Consider the following 15,307-nt stretch of genomic DNA (forward strand, 5'->3'; position numbering starts at 1 on the left):
CGAACACGGTCGTGAAACGCTCCAGCGCCGACGGTACTGCCCGGGCAACCGGGTGGGAGAATAGGTCACTGCCGGGGAGTCGCCGCGGGATAGAGCAGTGGCAGCTCGTCGGGCTCATAACCCGGAGGTCGGAGGTTCGAATCCTCCTCCCGCTACCAGAACGGGATCGCACACGATCCCGTTCTTTCTTTTTCGCCGAGCTATCGCGGCCGCCCCGGCCGCGGTCGATGCCCTGCTGAGCGGGGGAGCGCGGCCCGTGCTTCGCCATCCCTTTTGACCCGGAACCCGCGGAACGAGCGAGAAGCCCCGCTCCCTTCACGAAGAGCGGGGCTCTCTGGCTGAGGCGGCAGCCCAAAACGTTCGGACAGGGCGAAAGTGCCGCGTCTGGCAGGCGAGCTTCCTCCCTCGCCGTCAGCAGGGCGGTTCGAAAAGCTGGAAGAGCGCCATCGGCGCGCTATCTACGAGAGGAGACGGTTACCACCGGCCCCGGTTGCTCCGGCCGTTGCTCCGTCCGCTGCTAGAGAACGAGGTGCTACGCCTTTCGTAGCAGGACGAGCAATATACCGGTCGGTCGCCGCGCGGCTGGAAGGGCACTTCCGTCTCCTTGCCGCAGGCGCTGCAGGTCGCCGGGTGCATCGTGCGGGCGCGCCGGTCGTAGTTCCCGCTGGAATAGCTGCTTCCGTATCCGCTGTGGTAGCTGCCCGATGAGGCGTAGCCGCCTTCACTTCGCGCGCGTTTGCGCTCGGCGCGGCATTCTGGGCATCGGGACGGATCGTTCGTTAGCCCTTTGCTTGCGTAGAACGTCTGCTCTCCTTCGGTGAAGAGAAACGTTGTTCCGCAATCGCGGCAGGTGAGGGTCTTGTCTCGCATTGCGCTGACTCCTTAGAGGGTAGTGTGGTTGTGCTTCGGTCAGCGCAACTTCACAGGGGACCATGCTGCCCTGACGGGTCAAAGCTGGCTCGCTTGTGTCGGCCGCTACCGAGTCATGCCGCTCCAACTGTACTCGATCCTCCCGGAAATTGCTAGCATTGCCGGCGGCGCAGCGACGAACTGCCGGCGCCCAGCACGGCGATGCGTCGAGTGCCGGTGCAATTGGCTCAGTGTGCTGTCGCGCTGGTGAAGCGCCATCCTGCAACGCGCAGACGAGGAACGACGGTGTTGATCTCGTCGATTTCAAGCTTGGTGCGCCGGCTGATCCCGGTGACGGCATTGAGAGCGGCGAGGTAGCTGTGGGTGAAGCGGAGGTTCTTGACGGCGGCGACAACTTCTCCGCGCTCGATGAGAAACACTCCGTCCCGCGTCATGCCGGTCATCGTCACTGTCAGCGGGTGGACAGGACGGGTATACCAGAAACGGGTGACGAGCAATCCTCGGTCGACAGCGCGGACCAGATCGTCGTCGGTGCCCGGGGCAAGATAGAGATGGCGCGCGAGCGGCCCAAAGGTCGAGCCGGGGGGAAGAGCGTGGCCCGTTGACTCCTTCCCTGCACGGCTGGCGGTGAGGGTGTCGTAGACGACCCCCGCCGCAACGCCCTTGACGATGAGATCGACGCGCCGGCTGGGCACTCCCTCCGGGTCAAACGGCTCCGGGATTACCTCTTCTCCCCTCGGGTCGTCCCAAATGGAGATGTTCTCGCCCATCACGCGCTCGCCGAAACGTCCGCTGAGGAAGCTGGTCTGGTCTTGCACGCTCCGCGCCCCAAACCCTAAAAAGCTGAGAGCGGAGAGGATGTCGGCGACAGCATACGGCTCGAGCACAACGTCGTACTCCCCCGGCGCGACTTCGATCGGGTTGCGGCTGCGTCGAGCGCGTCCGAGTGCCTCCTCAGCAAGCTCCATCGGGTCGATCTGGGCAGCATCTCGCGCGAAGCGATCGGCGTAGCCCGAACCGCCGTCGCCCTGCACGACGGCCATCGCTCCGGCACTTGTCCGACGGGTAGAGGCGAACAGTCCGAGGGAGTTGGCGACGGTTATCTGTTCCGCGCGTATCTCGACGTACCCCGAGGCGACGAAGCCTGCCTCGGCAGCGCGCCGGCAGACGGGGAGCGCGAAGCGAGCTCGCGCCTCAGGAGAGGAGGCTGCCGTTGTCTCGGACCAGCCGTCGTTGGAGGGGAGCGGCTGCGGACGGGGCAACGACTGAAAGTCGGGGAGTTCGGGCGAGTGCTGAGCGAGTATGCTCGCACGCTCGACGACGCGGCGAATGCCCCCGGGCGAGAGGTCGTTGCCGGTAGCAACGCCAAGACGACGCCCGACAACCGCACGGACGGTGAACTCGACGTTTCGCTCCGCCACATTCTGATGGATGCTGTTGTTGGCGAAGCGGGTAAGCGCCGCGTCTACCTCGCGCACGACGACCTCAGTCTGGTCGGCAGCGCTGGCGGCGAATGCGGTATCAGCGAGGGCACGCAATTCACGGTCGGTCAGCATCGCGGGCTCCCTAGCGCAGTAGGCCGACGCGGACATTCCGGAAGCGGGCAGGAGCAGCGCCGTGGCCGACATGCATGGTTTGCGGCGGCTGCCCCTTGCCGCAGTTCGGCAGGCCCCAGACGATCCACTCCTCGCGATTGCAGACCGCATCGCAGCTGCGCCAGAACTCCGGAGTGATGCCGGCATAGGTAGCGTTCTTGAGAAGCGCTCCGCGCTTACCGCCGCGGATCTCCCAAGCGATTTGGGTGCCGAACTGGAAGTTCCAGCGGCGGTCGTCGATGCTCCACGACCGGTTTGTCTGCATCAGAATCCCTTCGTCGGTGTCGGCGATGAGGTCCTCAAGCGTCCACGTTCCCGGTTCGAGATTGATGTTGGTCATGCGGATGAGCGGGAGCCGGTTCCAGCCATCGGCGCGCATAGTACCATTGCTTGCTTGGCCAAGCTGCGCCGCCGTCTCCCGTGAGGTGAGGTAGCCGACAAAGCGGCCGCGGTCGACGATCGTTGTCCGCTGTGCTGGAACGCCCTCGTCATCGAAACCGAAGGTGCCTAACCCGCCGGGGATCGTTGCGTCGGCGACGATCGTGACATGCTCAGAGCCGTACTGATAGGTCCCGAGCTTGTCGGGGGTGAGAAAGCTCGTGCCGGCGTACGCGGCTTCGCTGCCGAAGACCCGGTCGAGCTCGATCGCGTGGCCGCAGCTTTCGTGCACTTGGAGCGCGGTCTGAGAGGAGTCGAGGATGACCGTGGTAACTCCCGGAGGGCACTGCTTGGCGGTCAGCAGCGCGGCCGCCTCGTCGGCGATCCGCTCAGCATGGGCAAGGATCTGCTGCTGCTCGACGAACTCCCAGCCTGCCGTGCCCATATGGAGACCGAAACTGTTGGGGTAAGAACGCGTCTGGAGCTCGTCCTCAGCGCGGGCGGTGCACTCGATCGCCACGCCGGTCTCGGTCAGCTCCTGTTCGACGTCTGCCCCTTCCGAGTTGAGGAACAGCTTCCGCTGCCGCTCACAGCCGACCCTCCCCTCCGCGACGACAATGGCCGGCTGACGGCGCATCGCTTCGTCGGCGGCGAGGAGGAGAGCAAGCCGTTCCTCGAGCGAAACGGTGAAAGGGTCGCGGATGACTGGGGTGACATAGCGGCCGCGGGTCGTCACGGGCGGGCCCAGCGTGACAGGTCGAAGTGAAAGCAGCGCGGAGGCACGCCCGATCGCGACTGCGAGCGCCGCAACCCGGTCGGCCTCGGCTGTGCTCAGGATCGCAGAACTCGCGAAGCCCCACGCGCCGTCGACGACAACGCGCACGCCGAAACCGGCGCTCTCTTCGGAGGTGATAGCGTCAACGGCTCCGTTCTTGACGGCAACGCTCTCCCGTCGTAGCTCCACCACGCGCACGTCGGCGTACTGAGCGCCCCGGCTGATAGCGGTATCTAAAGCGCGTTGGGCGACATCGCGCACAGCGTTCCCCCTTCGCTCGATTTTGCGGTATTATCGGCCGTGTGCAGGCGCTGCTGTCGGCGTGCCTGCGCCTTCTCTCGAACGTGTAACGCCCGCAGGCGGAGTGGTCCAGATGCCGATTTACGAATATCGCTGTGTTGAGGAGCGCAAGCTGTTTCAAGTGCGGCGGCCGATGAGCCAACTGGATGAGCCGACTGCTTGCCCGGACTGCGGTGCGCCCGCGAAGCGGGTCCTCTCCTTGTTTGCGACGATCGCGCGTGGCGACGGTGCCTCGTCGGCCGAGGAGAGCCTCGCCGCGCCGGGCGGCGGCTGCTGCGGCGGCGCTTGCGGCTGCGGCGCATCGCTCAACTGAGCGCCCTGATCTTCTTCCACTGCTCAAACCTTTTGGAAGGCGCGGCACCGAGCTCATGCTCTCGCGAGCGCTGATGGACGGAGCGGTGCCGCGCTCGCTCCTGCGTACTGCGGCGTCGTGCGGCGAAAAGGCAGGAGCACGCCGCCGGGCAGGCCCGTGGTGCCTGCGTGAGGGGAAGTGGTCTTCGCGAGCGGGGGAGCGTGGCGCGCCGATAAGCGCTCGCTGGGGGAGGCGGCGCTGCTAGTGAGGCTGAAGGCCGCCAGCAGCGTCGGGAGGAGAGGTGGCGAGGCTCGTTGTGCGCGCTGCGGCGAGAGAACGGCACCGCTTCGCGCTCGCGAGTGAACGCCAATCTGCGCGAGAAAGAGAACCGCGCGGGCGGCCACGAGCGGCTGCCCGCGCGGCAGGGCCGAAACGGCAGCGAGTTAGTGGGCTGGTGTGCCGGCCGGCTTCGAGCCGTTGCGCTTGATGCGAAGGTCGTAGCGGTCAAGGTTCATCACCTTGTTCCAAGCGGCCACGAAGTCGCGGACGAACTTCTCTTTGCAGTCGTCCTGGGCGTAGACCTCGCAAAGGGCGCGCAGCTCGGAGTGAGCGCCGAACACCAAGTCGACAGCGGTCGCGGTCCACTTCAGCTGACCAGTTGCGCGGTCGTACCCTTCGTAGACCCCCTCCTGCGAGCTCGACTTCTTCCACTCGGTGCTCATATCGAGGAGGTTGACGAAGAAGTCGTTCGTCAGCGCTTCCGGCCGGGTGGTGAAGACGCCGTGGCGCGACTGCCCGTAGTTCGCGTTCAGAACGCGCATGCCGCCGACAAGCACCGTCATCTCCGGCGGAGTGAGCGTCAGAAGCGCGGCACGCTCGATGAGCAGCTCCTCGGGCGTGTGGGTCAAGGGGTTCGGCCGCTGCAGATGGTCGTGCGTCAGCGTCTCCTTGGCGCGGATGTAGTTGCGGAAGCCGTCCGCGAGCGGTTCGAGGACGTTGAACGACTCGGCGTCCGTCTGCTCTTGGGAGGCATCGGTCCGGCCGGGAGCGAAGGGCACGGTAATGTCGAAGCCGGCATTCCGCGCCGCCTGCTCAACGGCCGCGCACCCGCCAAGGACGATCAGGTCAGCAAGCGAGACCTTCTTGTTGCCCGTCTGAGCGGCGTTGAACTCCTGCTGGATGCGCTCGAGCGTTGCAAGCACGCGCGCCAGCCGGGCGGGCTCATTCGACTCCCAGTCTTTCTGGGGGGCAAGGCGGATGCGAGCGCCGTTCGCGCCGCCCCGCTTGTCGGTGCCGCGGAAGCTGGCTGCCGCGCCCCACGCCGTCGCGACCAGCTCGGGGATCGACAGGCCGGAGGCCAGGATCATCCGCTTCAGGTTGGCGATGTCGTTCTCGTCGATCAGCTCATGGTCGACCGGCGGAACGGGGTCTTGCCAGAGCTGCGGCTCGGGCACCCAGGGGCCGAGATAGCGGGAGAGCGGCCCCATATCGCGGTGGAGCAGCTTATACCACGCCTTGGCGAAGGCCTCTTCCAGCTCCTCCGGATGCTCGTAGAACCGCCGCGCGATCTTCTCGTAGACCGGGTCGAAGCGGAGAGCGAGGTCAGCCGTGGTCATCACCGGCGCGTGGCGCTTGTTTGGGTCGAACGCGTCGGGGACCTTCTCCTGCGCTTCGGGGTTTTTCGCCTTCCACTGCTTGCCGCCGGCCGGGCTCGTGACGAGCTCCCAGTCGTACTTGAAGAGGTTCTCGAGATACTCGTAGTCCCACTTCGTCGGAGTGCTCGTCCACGCGCCTTCGAGACCGCTCGTGGTGATGTGCGGGCCGGGGCCGTTGTGGTAGGTGTTCTTCCAGCCGAGCCCTTGCTCCTCGAGGGGAGCGGCCTCGGGGTCGGGGCCGATGTATTCCGAGCTGACCGCGCCGTGCATCTTGCCAAAGGTGTGCCCGCCGACGATGAGGGCGACGGTCTCTTCATCGTTCATGGCCATCCGGCCGAACGTCTGGCGGATGTATTTGGCTGCGAGCACGGGGTCTGGGTTGCCGCCCGGCCCCTCGGGGTTGACGTAGATCAGGCCCATATGGTCGGCGGCATAGGGGCCGACCAACTCGCCGTCTGGCGTGTGACGCTGGTCGGCGAGCCACTGCTCTTCTGCACCCCAGTCGACCATCGGCGCTTCCCAGATATCCGGCCGACCGAAGGCGAAGCCGAACGTCTTGAAGCCCATCGCCTCCATAGCGACGTTGCCGGCGTAGACCAGCAGGTCAGCCCAGGAGATCTTGTTGCCGTACTTCTTCTTGATGGGCCACAGCAGGCGGCGCGCCTTATCCAAGTTGGCGTTGTCGGGCCAACTGTTCAGCGGGGCAAACCGCTGCGAGCCGTCACCGCCGCCGCCGCGGCCGTCGGTGATGCGGTAGGTGCCGGCGGCGTGCCAGCTCATTCGGATGAAGAGCGGGCCGTAGTGGCCATAGTCAGCGGGCCACCAGTCCTGGGGCGTTGTCATCAGCTCGATCAGGTCTTTGCGCAGCGCCTCAACGTCGAGCTCTTTGAAAGCCTCGGCGTAGTCAAAATCCGGGTCCATCGGGCTGGACGCTGGGCAGTGCTGGCGCAGCACTGACAGGTCAAGCTGGTTCGGCCACCAGTCTCGGTTGGTGCGAGGTCGGCGTCGCTGAGGGGGAGTTGCGGCGATGATAGGCGCTTCGCTCGAGCCGGTGCTGCTGGTGACGTTTTTCGTCTCAGTCACGTCGGTCCCTCTCCTCTCATACTGTGGTGTCCGCCGGTGGGGCACGATGGCCGTCGCGGCCTCAGCCGACTCCTCCCGCCCGGCACGCGCGCTGGTATGGCGCAGGCGAGCGGCTTCCGGCGGGGCAGGCGCCATCTCCCCGCGGCACGTCTGACCCGGCAAGCGCGAGCGGTCTTGCGCGGCGGGCGTCCGTCTCCGCGCGACCAACGGGACGGCAGGCTCGCTGCAGCGCGGCCCTCGCGGCCGCCCGGCCGACGCTGTTGCCGTCGGACGACGCTGTCACTTGGTGACAGTCGAGGCGATCATACTGCATTCTCGCTGTCACCCGGGATCCCCCGGTGCTGCTGCTCTCCTGCCTTGGACGGCGATTCTTATATCGTTCTAACGCGGTTCTAACGCTTGTCGAAAGTGCTCTCTTGGGCGGCATGCCGTTGATGGCAGCGTGGCAGTGTCCTTGCGCCTGCCGATCCCGGAGGCACGCTTTCCTCGACGAGAAGAGGAAGCGGCGTGTCGGGAGCATGTTGCGCGATGGATCTCTATTACGGAAGAGGAACAACCGCGTGCCGGCTCGCTGCTGGCTGCAGGGCGCCAGCCATGCTCACGGCAAGACCCCGCGCTCCTTCCTCTCCTGCGAGCGGGGCGCTAGTGAGAGCAGGCGTGTTTTTCTGACGCCGGCTTACCACGTCACGAACATCGGCATGATGACGTGGGTAAACGAGTCTTCGCCGACAGGACGGACAACGCCGGGCGAGGAGGGGCTCTTTGTTTCGAGGGCCACTTGGGGCGTGTCTAAGACCGACAGCACGTCGGTGAGATATTTCGCGTTGAAGGCGATCTTCGCTTCGCTGCCTTCGACCACCGCGTCGATCTCGCCTTGGTTGTCTCCAAGCTCTTCGGCGCGAGCGCGGATGATCATCTTCCCCGGCGCAAGCTCTCCGCCTGGAAAGGTCTCGATGCGGACGATCCCGTTGCTGTCGCGGGCGAAGATCGCCGCCGGACGAGTGGCTGCGAGAAAATCCGCCGTATTGACAACAACGCGACTGGCATAGTCGGTGGGGATCAGCTGAGCGTAATTTGGGAAATTGCCCTGGATCAGCTGCGACACCACGTCGACGCCATTCAGGTGAAAGACGATCTGCCCTTTGCCGCGAGGAAGGGCAACATACACGGGGTCGTCTTGGTCAGCGAGGAGGCGCCCCACCTCCGAAAGCGACTTGGCCGGCACAATGATCTCCACCGGCCCGTCGCCGCTCCGGTCCAGCACCGGCAGCCGCCGGACGGACAGGCGGAAGCCGTCTGCCGCCGCCATCGTCATCTCGTCTTCCCCAACTTGGAGCAGGACGCCGGCGAGCACCGGGCGCGCTTCGTCGGTCGCCGCAGCAAAGACCACCTGCCCAATCGCCTCGCGCAGCGTTTCCGGGTCGAGGGTGACCGACGCGCGGTCGCCTTCTAGGGTCTCCCACGTCGTCACCGGCGGGAAGTCATCCGCGTCTTGGCCGTTCATCCGCGCCTCGAAGCGCGCGCACTTCAGCCGCAGGATCTTGCCGCTCAGGGAAAGATCGATCCGGTCGTTCGGCAGGGCGCTGACGAACTCGGTGAGCAGCTTGGCGGGGATCGTGATCGCGCCTTCCTCCTCGACCTTCGCGCCGATCCAGCAGGTGATCCCGATCTCAAGATTGGTGGCCGAGAGCCGCAGCCGGCCTTCGTCGGTCGCCAACAGGATGTTCCCCGTGATCGGCAGCGTCGACTTCGTCGCCACGGCGCGGCCTACGATGCTCAGCCCACGCTTGAGGTTCTCCTGAAGGCACGAGACCCGCATTGCCACTCCTCGCTCGAATGTCCAATCCAAGCCCGATGCAGCTTAGGATGAAAGCAGGTGGCGGTGCAGTATAGCAACGCTCCCCCCTCCCAGCAAGAAGAACGCAGTTCGATCGCCAAGATGCACCCTCTTTTTGCGGATTGCCCCCTAGATGTTGGGGCGTGACCGGCGATAGCGCGGCGCGGCGCACTCTGGCAAGATTCTGGTATGACGATTTTTCCCTGCTGCCTGCCCCCTCGATGAACGCCGAGGTCCTCGTTCTGGGGGGCGGCTACGGCGGGCTCACCTTTGCTCGGACGCTCCACCAGCTGCTTCCCGATTGCGACATCCTGCTTCTCGACCGGGAGACAGTGCATCAGTTGGTCATCCAACTGCACGAAGGGGCGGCCTTTACGACGCCGGTCGATCGTCTCGGCATCCCCTTTGAGCGCGTCCGCAATGGGGTCCGGGTTGCGCAGCGAACGGTCACCGGCTTCGACTTCGCCGCTCGCCACGTGATCACGGACCAAGGGCCGGTTGGCTACCGCTGGCTGGTCATCGCGCTCGGCAGTGAGGTGAGCGATGCCGGTATTCCCGGAGTGGGCGACGCCTTCTGCCTGCGCTGGCTCGAGGATGCCCGCCGGCTGCGAGCGCATCTCGAGACCTTGCGCTCCGGCTTAGCCGCCGCTGCCCCCGCCGAGCGGGAGGCGTGGCAGACCATTGTCATCGGCGGCGGCGGCGCGACCGGTGTCCAGCTGGCGGGAGAATTGGCCGACTGGCTGCGCGACGACTGGAACCGCCCCCCCGGCGGGCGGGTCGTTCTCGTTGAGGCGACCCCCACCCTCCTGCCGCGCTTTCCCGCTGAGCTCGGCCGCGAGGCGGCACGCGTGCTGCGCGCGAAAGGGGTCGAAATTCGGCTTGATGAGCCGATCACCGCGGTCGCTCCTGGGGTCGTCTCTCTCGCCTCCGGCGCCCGCCTCGTCACGCGGACGATGATCTGGGCGGGCGGGATCCGCCTGCCGTCCGTAGTTGCGGCTGCCGGGCTCCCATTGCGCCAGCGCGCTCTCGCGACCGATGAGTTTCTCCGCGTGCCCGACCTGCCCGACGTGTTCGTCATCGGCGACTGTCTCGCCGTGATCGACCCCCGATCGGGCGAGCGGCTGCCAGCCTCCGCCCAACTTGCGACCCAGGCAGCGCGCGCCGCGGCCGAGAACGTCGCCCGCGCCCGCACCGGCCGTTCCCTTCGCCCGTTCCGCCCGGCGTATCTTGGCGAAGCGATCTCGCTCGGTCGGGATACTGCGGTAGCGCGGGTCGGTCCGCTGACGCTCCGCGGACTGGCCGGCCTGGCGGTCAAGCACTTCACCGAACAGCGTTATATCGAGGCGCTCGGCGGGATGAGCCTACTGCGCGAGTGGAGCGACCGCCGCCGCGCTCCCTGACTAGCGGGGAAGCGCCGACTCCGCGCACGGGACGCAGTCATGATGAATTGCGGCCGTCGCGGACTCATGCTCGAGCTGAAGCGTGGAATGTTCGATCCCGAACTCGTGATGCAGCAGTTCGGTGAGCGCTTCGAGGACCTTGCACGGCTCGGCGCTCGCGGCAATGAGAACGTGGGCGGAAAGGGAGACAAAGCCGCTCGTTACCGTCCAGAGATGGAGGTCGTGAACCGCGACCACGCCCGGCGTCTCGTTCATGCGCCGGGCAATTGCCGTCACGTCGAGATGGCGCGGCGCGACGAGCATCAGCACATCGACCGCTTCTTTGATGAGGCGAAATGCGCTGATCAGCACGAGCCCGCCGATGAAGACGCTCAAAATCGGGTCTGCAAGATACCACCCGAAGGCGGCGATCAAGAGGCCGGCCGCAATCACGGCGATCGAGCCGAGCAAGTCGCTCAGCACATGGAGATAAGCGCCCCGCTCGTTCAACCCGTGCCCATGGCCGAGGATCCGCAGGCTGACGACATTCGCGGCAAGACCAGCCACCGCAATAAGGAGCATCGGCCCTGTCGCGATCGGGCGGGGGTCCTGCAGGCGCTCAAACGCTTCGTGGCCGATCCAGAGTGCGGCAGCCACGAGAGTAAGCCCATTAATGAGCGCGGCCAGTATCTCCGCCCGGCGAAATCCGAATGTCCGTTCTCTCGTCGCGGGCTTCGCCGCCAGCCACGCTGCGCCGAGGGCGAGCAGCAGTGCTCCCGCGTCTCCCAGCAGATGGGCGGAGTCGGCGAGCAGCGCAAGCGAGCCGGTCCAGAGCCCGCCGATAAACTGAACGACAAAGAAGACCGCGGTTACGCCCAGCGCGAGCGCGAGACGACGGCGGCTTGTTCCGAGCAGCTGATGGCCGGACGCGCTAGCATGGTCATGATCGTCGTGACTGCCTTGGGGAACATGACAGTGCAGGGCATCACGCACACTTACCGCGCTTCGTCGTATCGCCACGCCACAATCATACACGATCGTTGCCGTGAGAAAAGCATCCCCCGCAGACGACTGCCGGGAGCCGCACTCGAAAAAAGAAGAGACGAAAGAGAGTGAGAATGCAGCCATAAGATGATCATCTTCGTCGAAATCGGCAAGATACACTACAGGTGTCTAGCCATTTCCAGTTCGAGATCCGCTCTCATCAGCTCAGCAGCCGATTGGCGGGTGGTGCTGGTACAATGAGAGGCCGAACTTCCGCGGGCAAGGAGGGAGTGTGGTCCGGCGACCGATCTATCTCGATTACGCGGCGACCTCGCCGGTCCATCCCGAGGCGCTGGAAGCGATGCTGCCTTACTTCTCGGAGCGCTTCGGCAATCCGTCAAGTATCTACGGTCTTGCCCGCGAAGCGCGTCAGGCCCTCGACGACGCGCGCGAGCGGATCGCGCAGTGGCTGGGCTGCCGTCCCGCAGACCTTATCTTTACCAGCGGCGGCACCGAGTCCGACAACACCGCGCTCAAAGGGGTCGCGTTTGCTGCTCGCGCCACGGGCAATCATCTAGTCACCACCGCAATCGAGCACCACGCGGTTTTGCATACGTGTGACTACCTCGAGAAGTTCGGCTTCGAGGTGACGTATCTTCCGGTGGACGGCGATGGGCTCGTCTCGCCCGAGGCGGTCGCTGCTGCCCTGACCGAGCGGACGATCCTTGTCTCCGTCATGTTGGCGAACAACGAAGTCGGCACGATCCAGCCTATCCGCGAGATCGCTGCGCTCTTGCGCGCGCAGCCGCGCCGCATCTGGTTCCATACCGATGCGGTGCAGGCGCCCGGCTATCTTGACCTCGATGTCGACACGCTTGGCGTCGACCTGCTCTCGCTCTCGGCGCATAAGTTTGGCGGGCCGAAGGGGGTCGGCCTGCTCTACCTCCGGCGCGGCACGCCGTTCCAGCCCCAGCAGTACGGCGGCTCCCAAGAGCGCAACCGCCGCGCGGGCACCGAGAATGTCCCCGGCATCGTCGGCATGGCGGCCGCGCTGGAAGTCGTGATGCGCGAGCGGGCGACCGTCCAGCCGCGGGTTGAGCGGCTGCGCGACCGGCTGATCGACGGCGTGCTCGCCTGCATCCCGGGTGCGCGGTTGAATGGCCATCGCTGGCGGCGGCTCGCCAACAATGCCAGTTTCTGCTTCGAAGGCGTCGATGGCGAGTCGCTGCTGATGGCGCTCGATCTCGCGGGCATTGCCGCCTCGAGCGGCTCGGCGTGCACCTCAGCTTCCCTCGAGCCCTCTCACGTGCTCACCGCGATGGGGCTGCCGGCAGAGATCGCGCGCGGCAGCCTCCGCCTCACCCTCGGTCCCGAGACGACCGACGCTGACATTCAGACAGTGCTCGACGTCCTTCCGCCGATTGTGGCGCGGCTGCGTGCCGTCTCCGCCAAGGCGTGACCCCTGCCGGACCGGAGAAAGCGGTGCGAGCGCGATAGAGAATGCTGCGCTCGGCTCGGCGATGAGCGGCACCATCAGCCAAGCGCTGGCCGGCGCGCCGGCGAGCAGAGAGCGCAGTATCATGCAGCGGCATCAATCAGCGCATCCTCGGAAAACGCGCTTGGGAGGGCGTGATGAACGAGCAGGCAGAAGCCGCCAAGAAGACAGCGCTCCTGATGATCCCCTATGGGCTGTATGTGCTTGGGACGCGCAACGGCGATGAGCTCCATGCCGGCACCGTCAACTGGGTCACGCAAACCTCGTTCAAGCCGCCGTTGGTGGCGGTCGGCGTCAAGCAGGACAGCGGCCTCTATGCGGCGTTGAAGGCAAGCGGCTCCTGTGCCCTCTCCTTTCTCGAAACCGGCCAGCGCGACCTCGCGTTCGCTTTCTTCAAGCCGTCCAAGGTCGAGAACGGAACGATCAATGGGCAGCCGTTCGAAACGGCCGAGACGGGCGCACCGATCATCACCGCCGCGCCGGCGTGGGTCGAAGGGCGTGTCGTCGGCGAAGTGGCGGTCGGCGACCATAGCTGTGTCGTGTTCGAAGTGACCAATGCTGGGCTGAAGCGCGAGGCGAAGATCCTGACTCTCGAGGAAGTGGGGGTGAAATACGGCGGCTAGCGCGGGCGCGCTACAATCGCCCCAGAAGGGGGCTGGGTGGGCTTCAGATATCCCCCCGAGACGGTAGCGTTTCGCGAAGAAGGCAGCGGATGATGATGGCCGACCGGAATGGCGACGGCCCAGCGACGCAGCGGTTCGTTGACGCCCTGCGCGGGCGCGGCTCCTTGCCCCTGCACTGGCCGAAGGAGGATGGAGGGCAGGGGCAGTCGAGCTTCGAGCGGGTAGTCCGTGCCGGCGCCAGCGCCTACATTGTCGGCTCGGTTGGGGTGAACCTCGCCGCTCCCGCGCTGATGCATATCGGCTCCGGGCAGCAGAAGCGCGACATTCTGCCCAAGATCGCCGGTGGCGAGATGGCCACCGAGCCCAAGGCCGGCTCCGACCTTGCCTCGCTCAAGACGACAGCGCTGCGCGATGGCGGCGAGGACCTCGTCAGCGGCGCGCAGGTATTCATCACTCTCGACATGAACAGCCCCGGCGTCGCAATCCGGCTGTTCCCCCTGATCGACGGCGGACGTCACGGGGTCAGCTCCCTCGACAACGTCGGCATCCTGCGCGCCAACCTGATTGGCAAAGAGAACCGCCGGGGATACCATGCGGCCGTCACGCTCGATTTCGAGCGCGCCGCCGCCGGCGCGGTGACGCGCGGCGAGGGAGACGTCAAGCGCCTGATCGCCTGCGCCCGCGCGATCGAGCGGAAGGGACGGCGTCGCTCGGATGACCTGGAGACCCGACGGGGGCTGCGTACAGCGTATCGCGACGCCCGAATTACCCGGGCGCTCGCCCTGCGCGTGCTCGGCAGTCAGGCGAACGGCCAGGTCGCTCGTGCCGAGACCGCAGCGCTGTCGCTCCGCAGCCAGCTCGCTGAGACCAAATCGCTGATTTACGGGATGTACAGGCTGCTCTCTTTCCCGGCTCGCCCTGCGCCGTTGAGGATGGCGATGGCGTCCACCGCTCGTGGCGCTTGGCAGGACGCCGCGCCGCCAGTACGATTGAAATTCAAAAGAACATCATCGCCCAACGCGGTCTTGGGATGCCGCGTTCGGCGCGAACGAGGAGCGCGATGACGACCGAAGCCCCGCTCGATCTTGCCGACCGCCGCGAGGCGCGCGCCCGTGCCTTCGAAATGGTCGGCAGCACCCCCCAAGGCGCGCCGGAGTATCGCCCCAATATGACCTTGGGGATCTGGATCTCGAAATACTTCCCCGGCCTCGCCAAGCTCCGCAAGCGGATTGTCTGGTCGCTCGGCGAGAAGCTCGATGGGCCCTTCGACGCAACCGACCTGATGCCGCCCGGTGCGACCGAGCCGGCGAAATACCCTGCCTATTACTTTATGAAGCCGGTTCACACCTATCCGAAGCCGGGCGCGCTGGACCCCGCGTTTGGTCCCTTTGTCGCCGAGTTCAACGCGAAGTCGCCGTTCTACTTCGGCAAGCCGGAGACGACCCGCTACTGGCTCCAGCGCGCCTATCCGGACTTCTCGCGCGGGCGCGTGCTCGATATTGGCTGCGGCGTCGGCCCGATCACCTTCGTGATGGCAGAGCTGTGGCCGGAAGCAGAAGTGATCGGCATCGACCTCTCTCCCTCCTGCATTCGCTGGGCGCGGCGAGAAGCGGAGCGGCGCGGCCTCAAGAACGTTTTCTTCTACCACCTCGACGGGGGCGACATGCGTCCGTTTGGGGATGCGACCTTTGACGTCGTCAACGAGGGCTATGTCCTCCACGAAGTGCCGACCTATCACGGCCGCGCTATCTGCCGCGAGATGATCCGGGTTGCCAAGCCGGGTGCCACCTTGACGTGGTTCGACTGGCCGCCCGCCGAAACGCCCGGCGACCTCGTGCGCCGCGAGCTTGCGGTTAAGCGCGACTCGGAGCCGTTTATGCTCCAATATCTCGACCTGAAGCTTGAGCAGTATTTGGTGGAGCTCGGCCTCGAGAATGTCGAGCGGCTGGTTCGCGTCGGTCAAGCGATGATCGTCCGCGCCCGGAAGCCGGCCGCCGCCTAACGCCTGCCTCGCCCGACGCTCCACGGAGGAGACATCGCC

At 65.9% G+C, this 15,307-nt stretch carries 12 protein-coding genes and 1 tRNA gene; 7 read left to right on the plus strand and 6 right to left on the minus strand.

The features are described from left to right. Positions 1 to 83 precede the first annotated feature (83 nt). A tRNA-Met gene (locus NZ773_06270) sits at positions 84 to 158 on the plus strand. 316 nt (positions 159 to 474) lie between these two features. Here NZ773_06270 and NZ773_06275 read toward each other — a convergent pair. The 3 genes from NZ773_06275 to NZ773_06285 all read right to left on the minus strand — a co-directional run bounded on the left by NZ773_06275 (position 475) and on the right by NZ773_06285 (position 3,879). Beyond that, the gene (locus NZ773_06275; GenBank protein MCS6801531.1) at positions 475 to 870 is read right to left on the minus strand and encodes a zinc-ribbon domain containing protein; all 396 of its coding nucleotides are present in this window, start codon (positions 868 to 870) and stop codon (positions 475 to 477) included. A gap of 227 nt (positions 871 to 1,097) precedes the next feature. After that, positions 1,098 to 2,426 (minus strand): TldD/PmbA family protein, encoded by a 1,329-nt coding sequence (locus tag NZ773_06280; GenBank protein ID MCS6801532.1) that lies wholly within the window; start codon positions 2,424 to 2,426, stop codon positions 1,098 to 1,100. 10 nt (positions 2,427 to 2,436) lie between these two features. Next, positions 2,437 to 3,879: a TldD/PmbA family protein gene (locus NZ773_06285; protein MCS6801533.1), complete on the minus strand. Its 1,443-nt coding sequence runs from the start codon at positions 3,877 to 3,879 to the stop codon at positions 2,437 to 2,439. Positions 3,880 to 3,991: 112 nt separating this feature from the next. Here NZ773_06285 and NZ773_06290 point away from each other — a divergent pair, with 112 nt between their 5' ends. Beyond that, complete coding sequence (locus NZ773_06290) at positions 3,992 to 4,231, plus strand: zinc ribbon domain-containing protein (protein MCS6801534.1); 240 nt, start codon at positions 3,992 to 3,994, stop codon at positions 4,229 to 4,231. Between the two features lie 422 nt (positions 4,232 to 4,653). On the opposite strand, the gene katG is transcribed toward NZ773_06290, so the two are convergent. Both katG and dnaN read right to left on the minus strand, forming a co-directional pair. Next, positions 4,654 to 6,897 carry a catalase/peroxidase HPI gene (gene katG / locus NZ773_06295; GenBank protein ID MCS6801535.1) on the minus strand — a complete coding sequence of 748 codons (2,244 nt, stop codon included), beginning with the start codon at positions 6,895 to 6,897 and terminating at the stop codon, positions 4,654 to 4,656. A 727-nt stretch (positions 6,898 to 7,624) separates the two neighbouring features. Then, positions 7,625 to 8,767, minus strand: a complete 1,143-nt coding sequence (dnaN, locus tag NZ773_06300) for a DNA polymerase III subunit beta (GenBank protein ID MCS6801536.1) — start codon at positions 8,765 to 8,767, stop codon at positions 7,625 to 7,627. Positions 8,768 to 8,928: 161 nt separating this feature from the next. On the opposite strand from dnaN, the gene NZ773_06305 reads away from it, so the two are divergent. Continuing rightward, complete coding sequence (locus NZ773_06305) at positions 8,929 to 10,185, plus strand: FAD-dependent oxidoreductase (protein ID MCS6801537.1); 1,257 nt, start codon at positions 8,929 to 8,931, stop codon at positions 10,183 to 10,185. Here the strand turns inward: NZ773_06305 and NZ773_06310 are convergent, their stop codons facing one another. Next, positions 10,186 to 11,184 carry a cation diffusion facilitator family transporter gene (locus NZ773_06310; GenBank protein MCS6801538.1) on the minus strand — a complete coding sequence of 333 codons (999 nt, stop codon included), beginning with the start codon at positions 11,182 to 11,184 and terminating at the stop codon, positions 10,186 to 10,188. 256 nt (positions 11,185 to 11,440) lie between these two features. On the opposite strand from NZ773_06310, the gene nifS reads away from it, so the two are divergent. The 4 genes from nifS (at position 11,441) to NZ773_06330 (ending at position 15,268) form a co-directional block, all read left to right on the plus strand. Further along, positions 11,441 to 12,607, plus strand: a complete 1,167-nt coding sequence (nifS, locus tag NZ773_06315; GenBank protein MCS6801539.1) for a cysteine desulfurase NifS — start codon at positions 11,441 to 11,443, stop codon at positions 12,605 to 12,607. 173 nt (positions 12,608 to 12,780) lie between these two features. After that, positions 12,781 to 13,266 (plus strand): flavin reductase family protein, encoded by a 486-nt coding sequence (locus NZ773_06320; protein ID MCS6801540.1) that lies wholly within the window; start codon positions 12,781 to 12,783, stop codon positions 13,264 to 13,266. An 89-nt stretch (positions 13,267 to 13,355) separates the two neighbouring features. Continuing rightward, positions 13,356 to 14,330, plus strand: a complete 975-nt coding sequence (locus NZ773_06325; protein ID MCS6801541.1) for an acyl-CoA dehydrogenase family protein — start codon at positions 13,356 to 13,358, stop codon at positions 14,328 to 14,330. Continuing rightward, entirely contained in the window at positions 14,327 to 15,268 is a 942-nt protein-coding gene (locus NZ773_06330; protein ID MCS6801542.1) for a class I SAM-dependent methyltransferase, read from the plus strand. Before NZ773_06325 ends, NZ773_06330 begins: the two co-directional genes overlap by 4 nt. Positions 15,269 to 15,307: the final 39 nt, after the last annotated feature.

Source organism: Dehalococcoidia bacterium, assembly GCA_025054935.1.
Classification (GTDB): domain Bacteria; phylum Chloroflexota; class Dehalococcoidia; order SpSt-223; family SpSt-223; genus JANWZD01.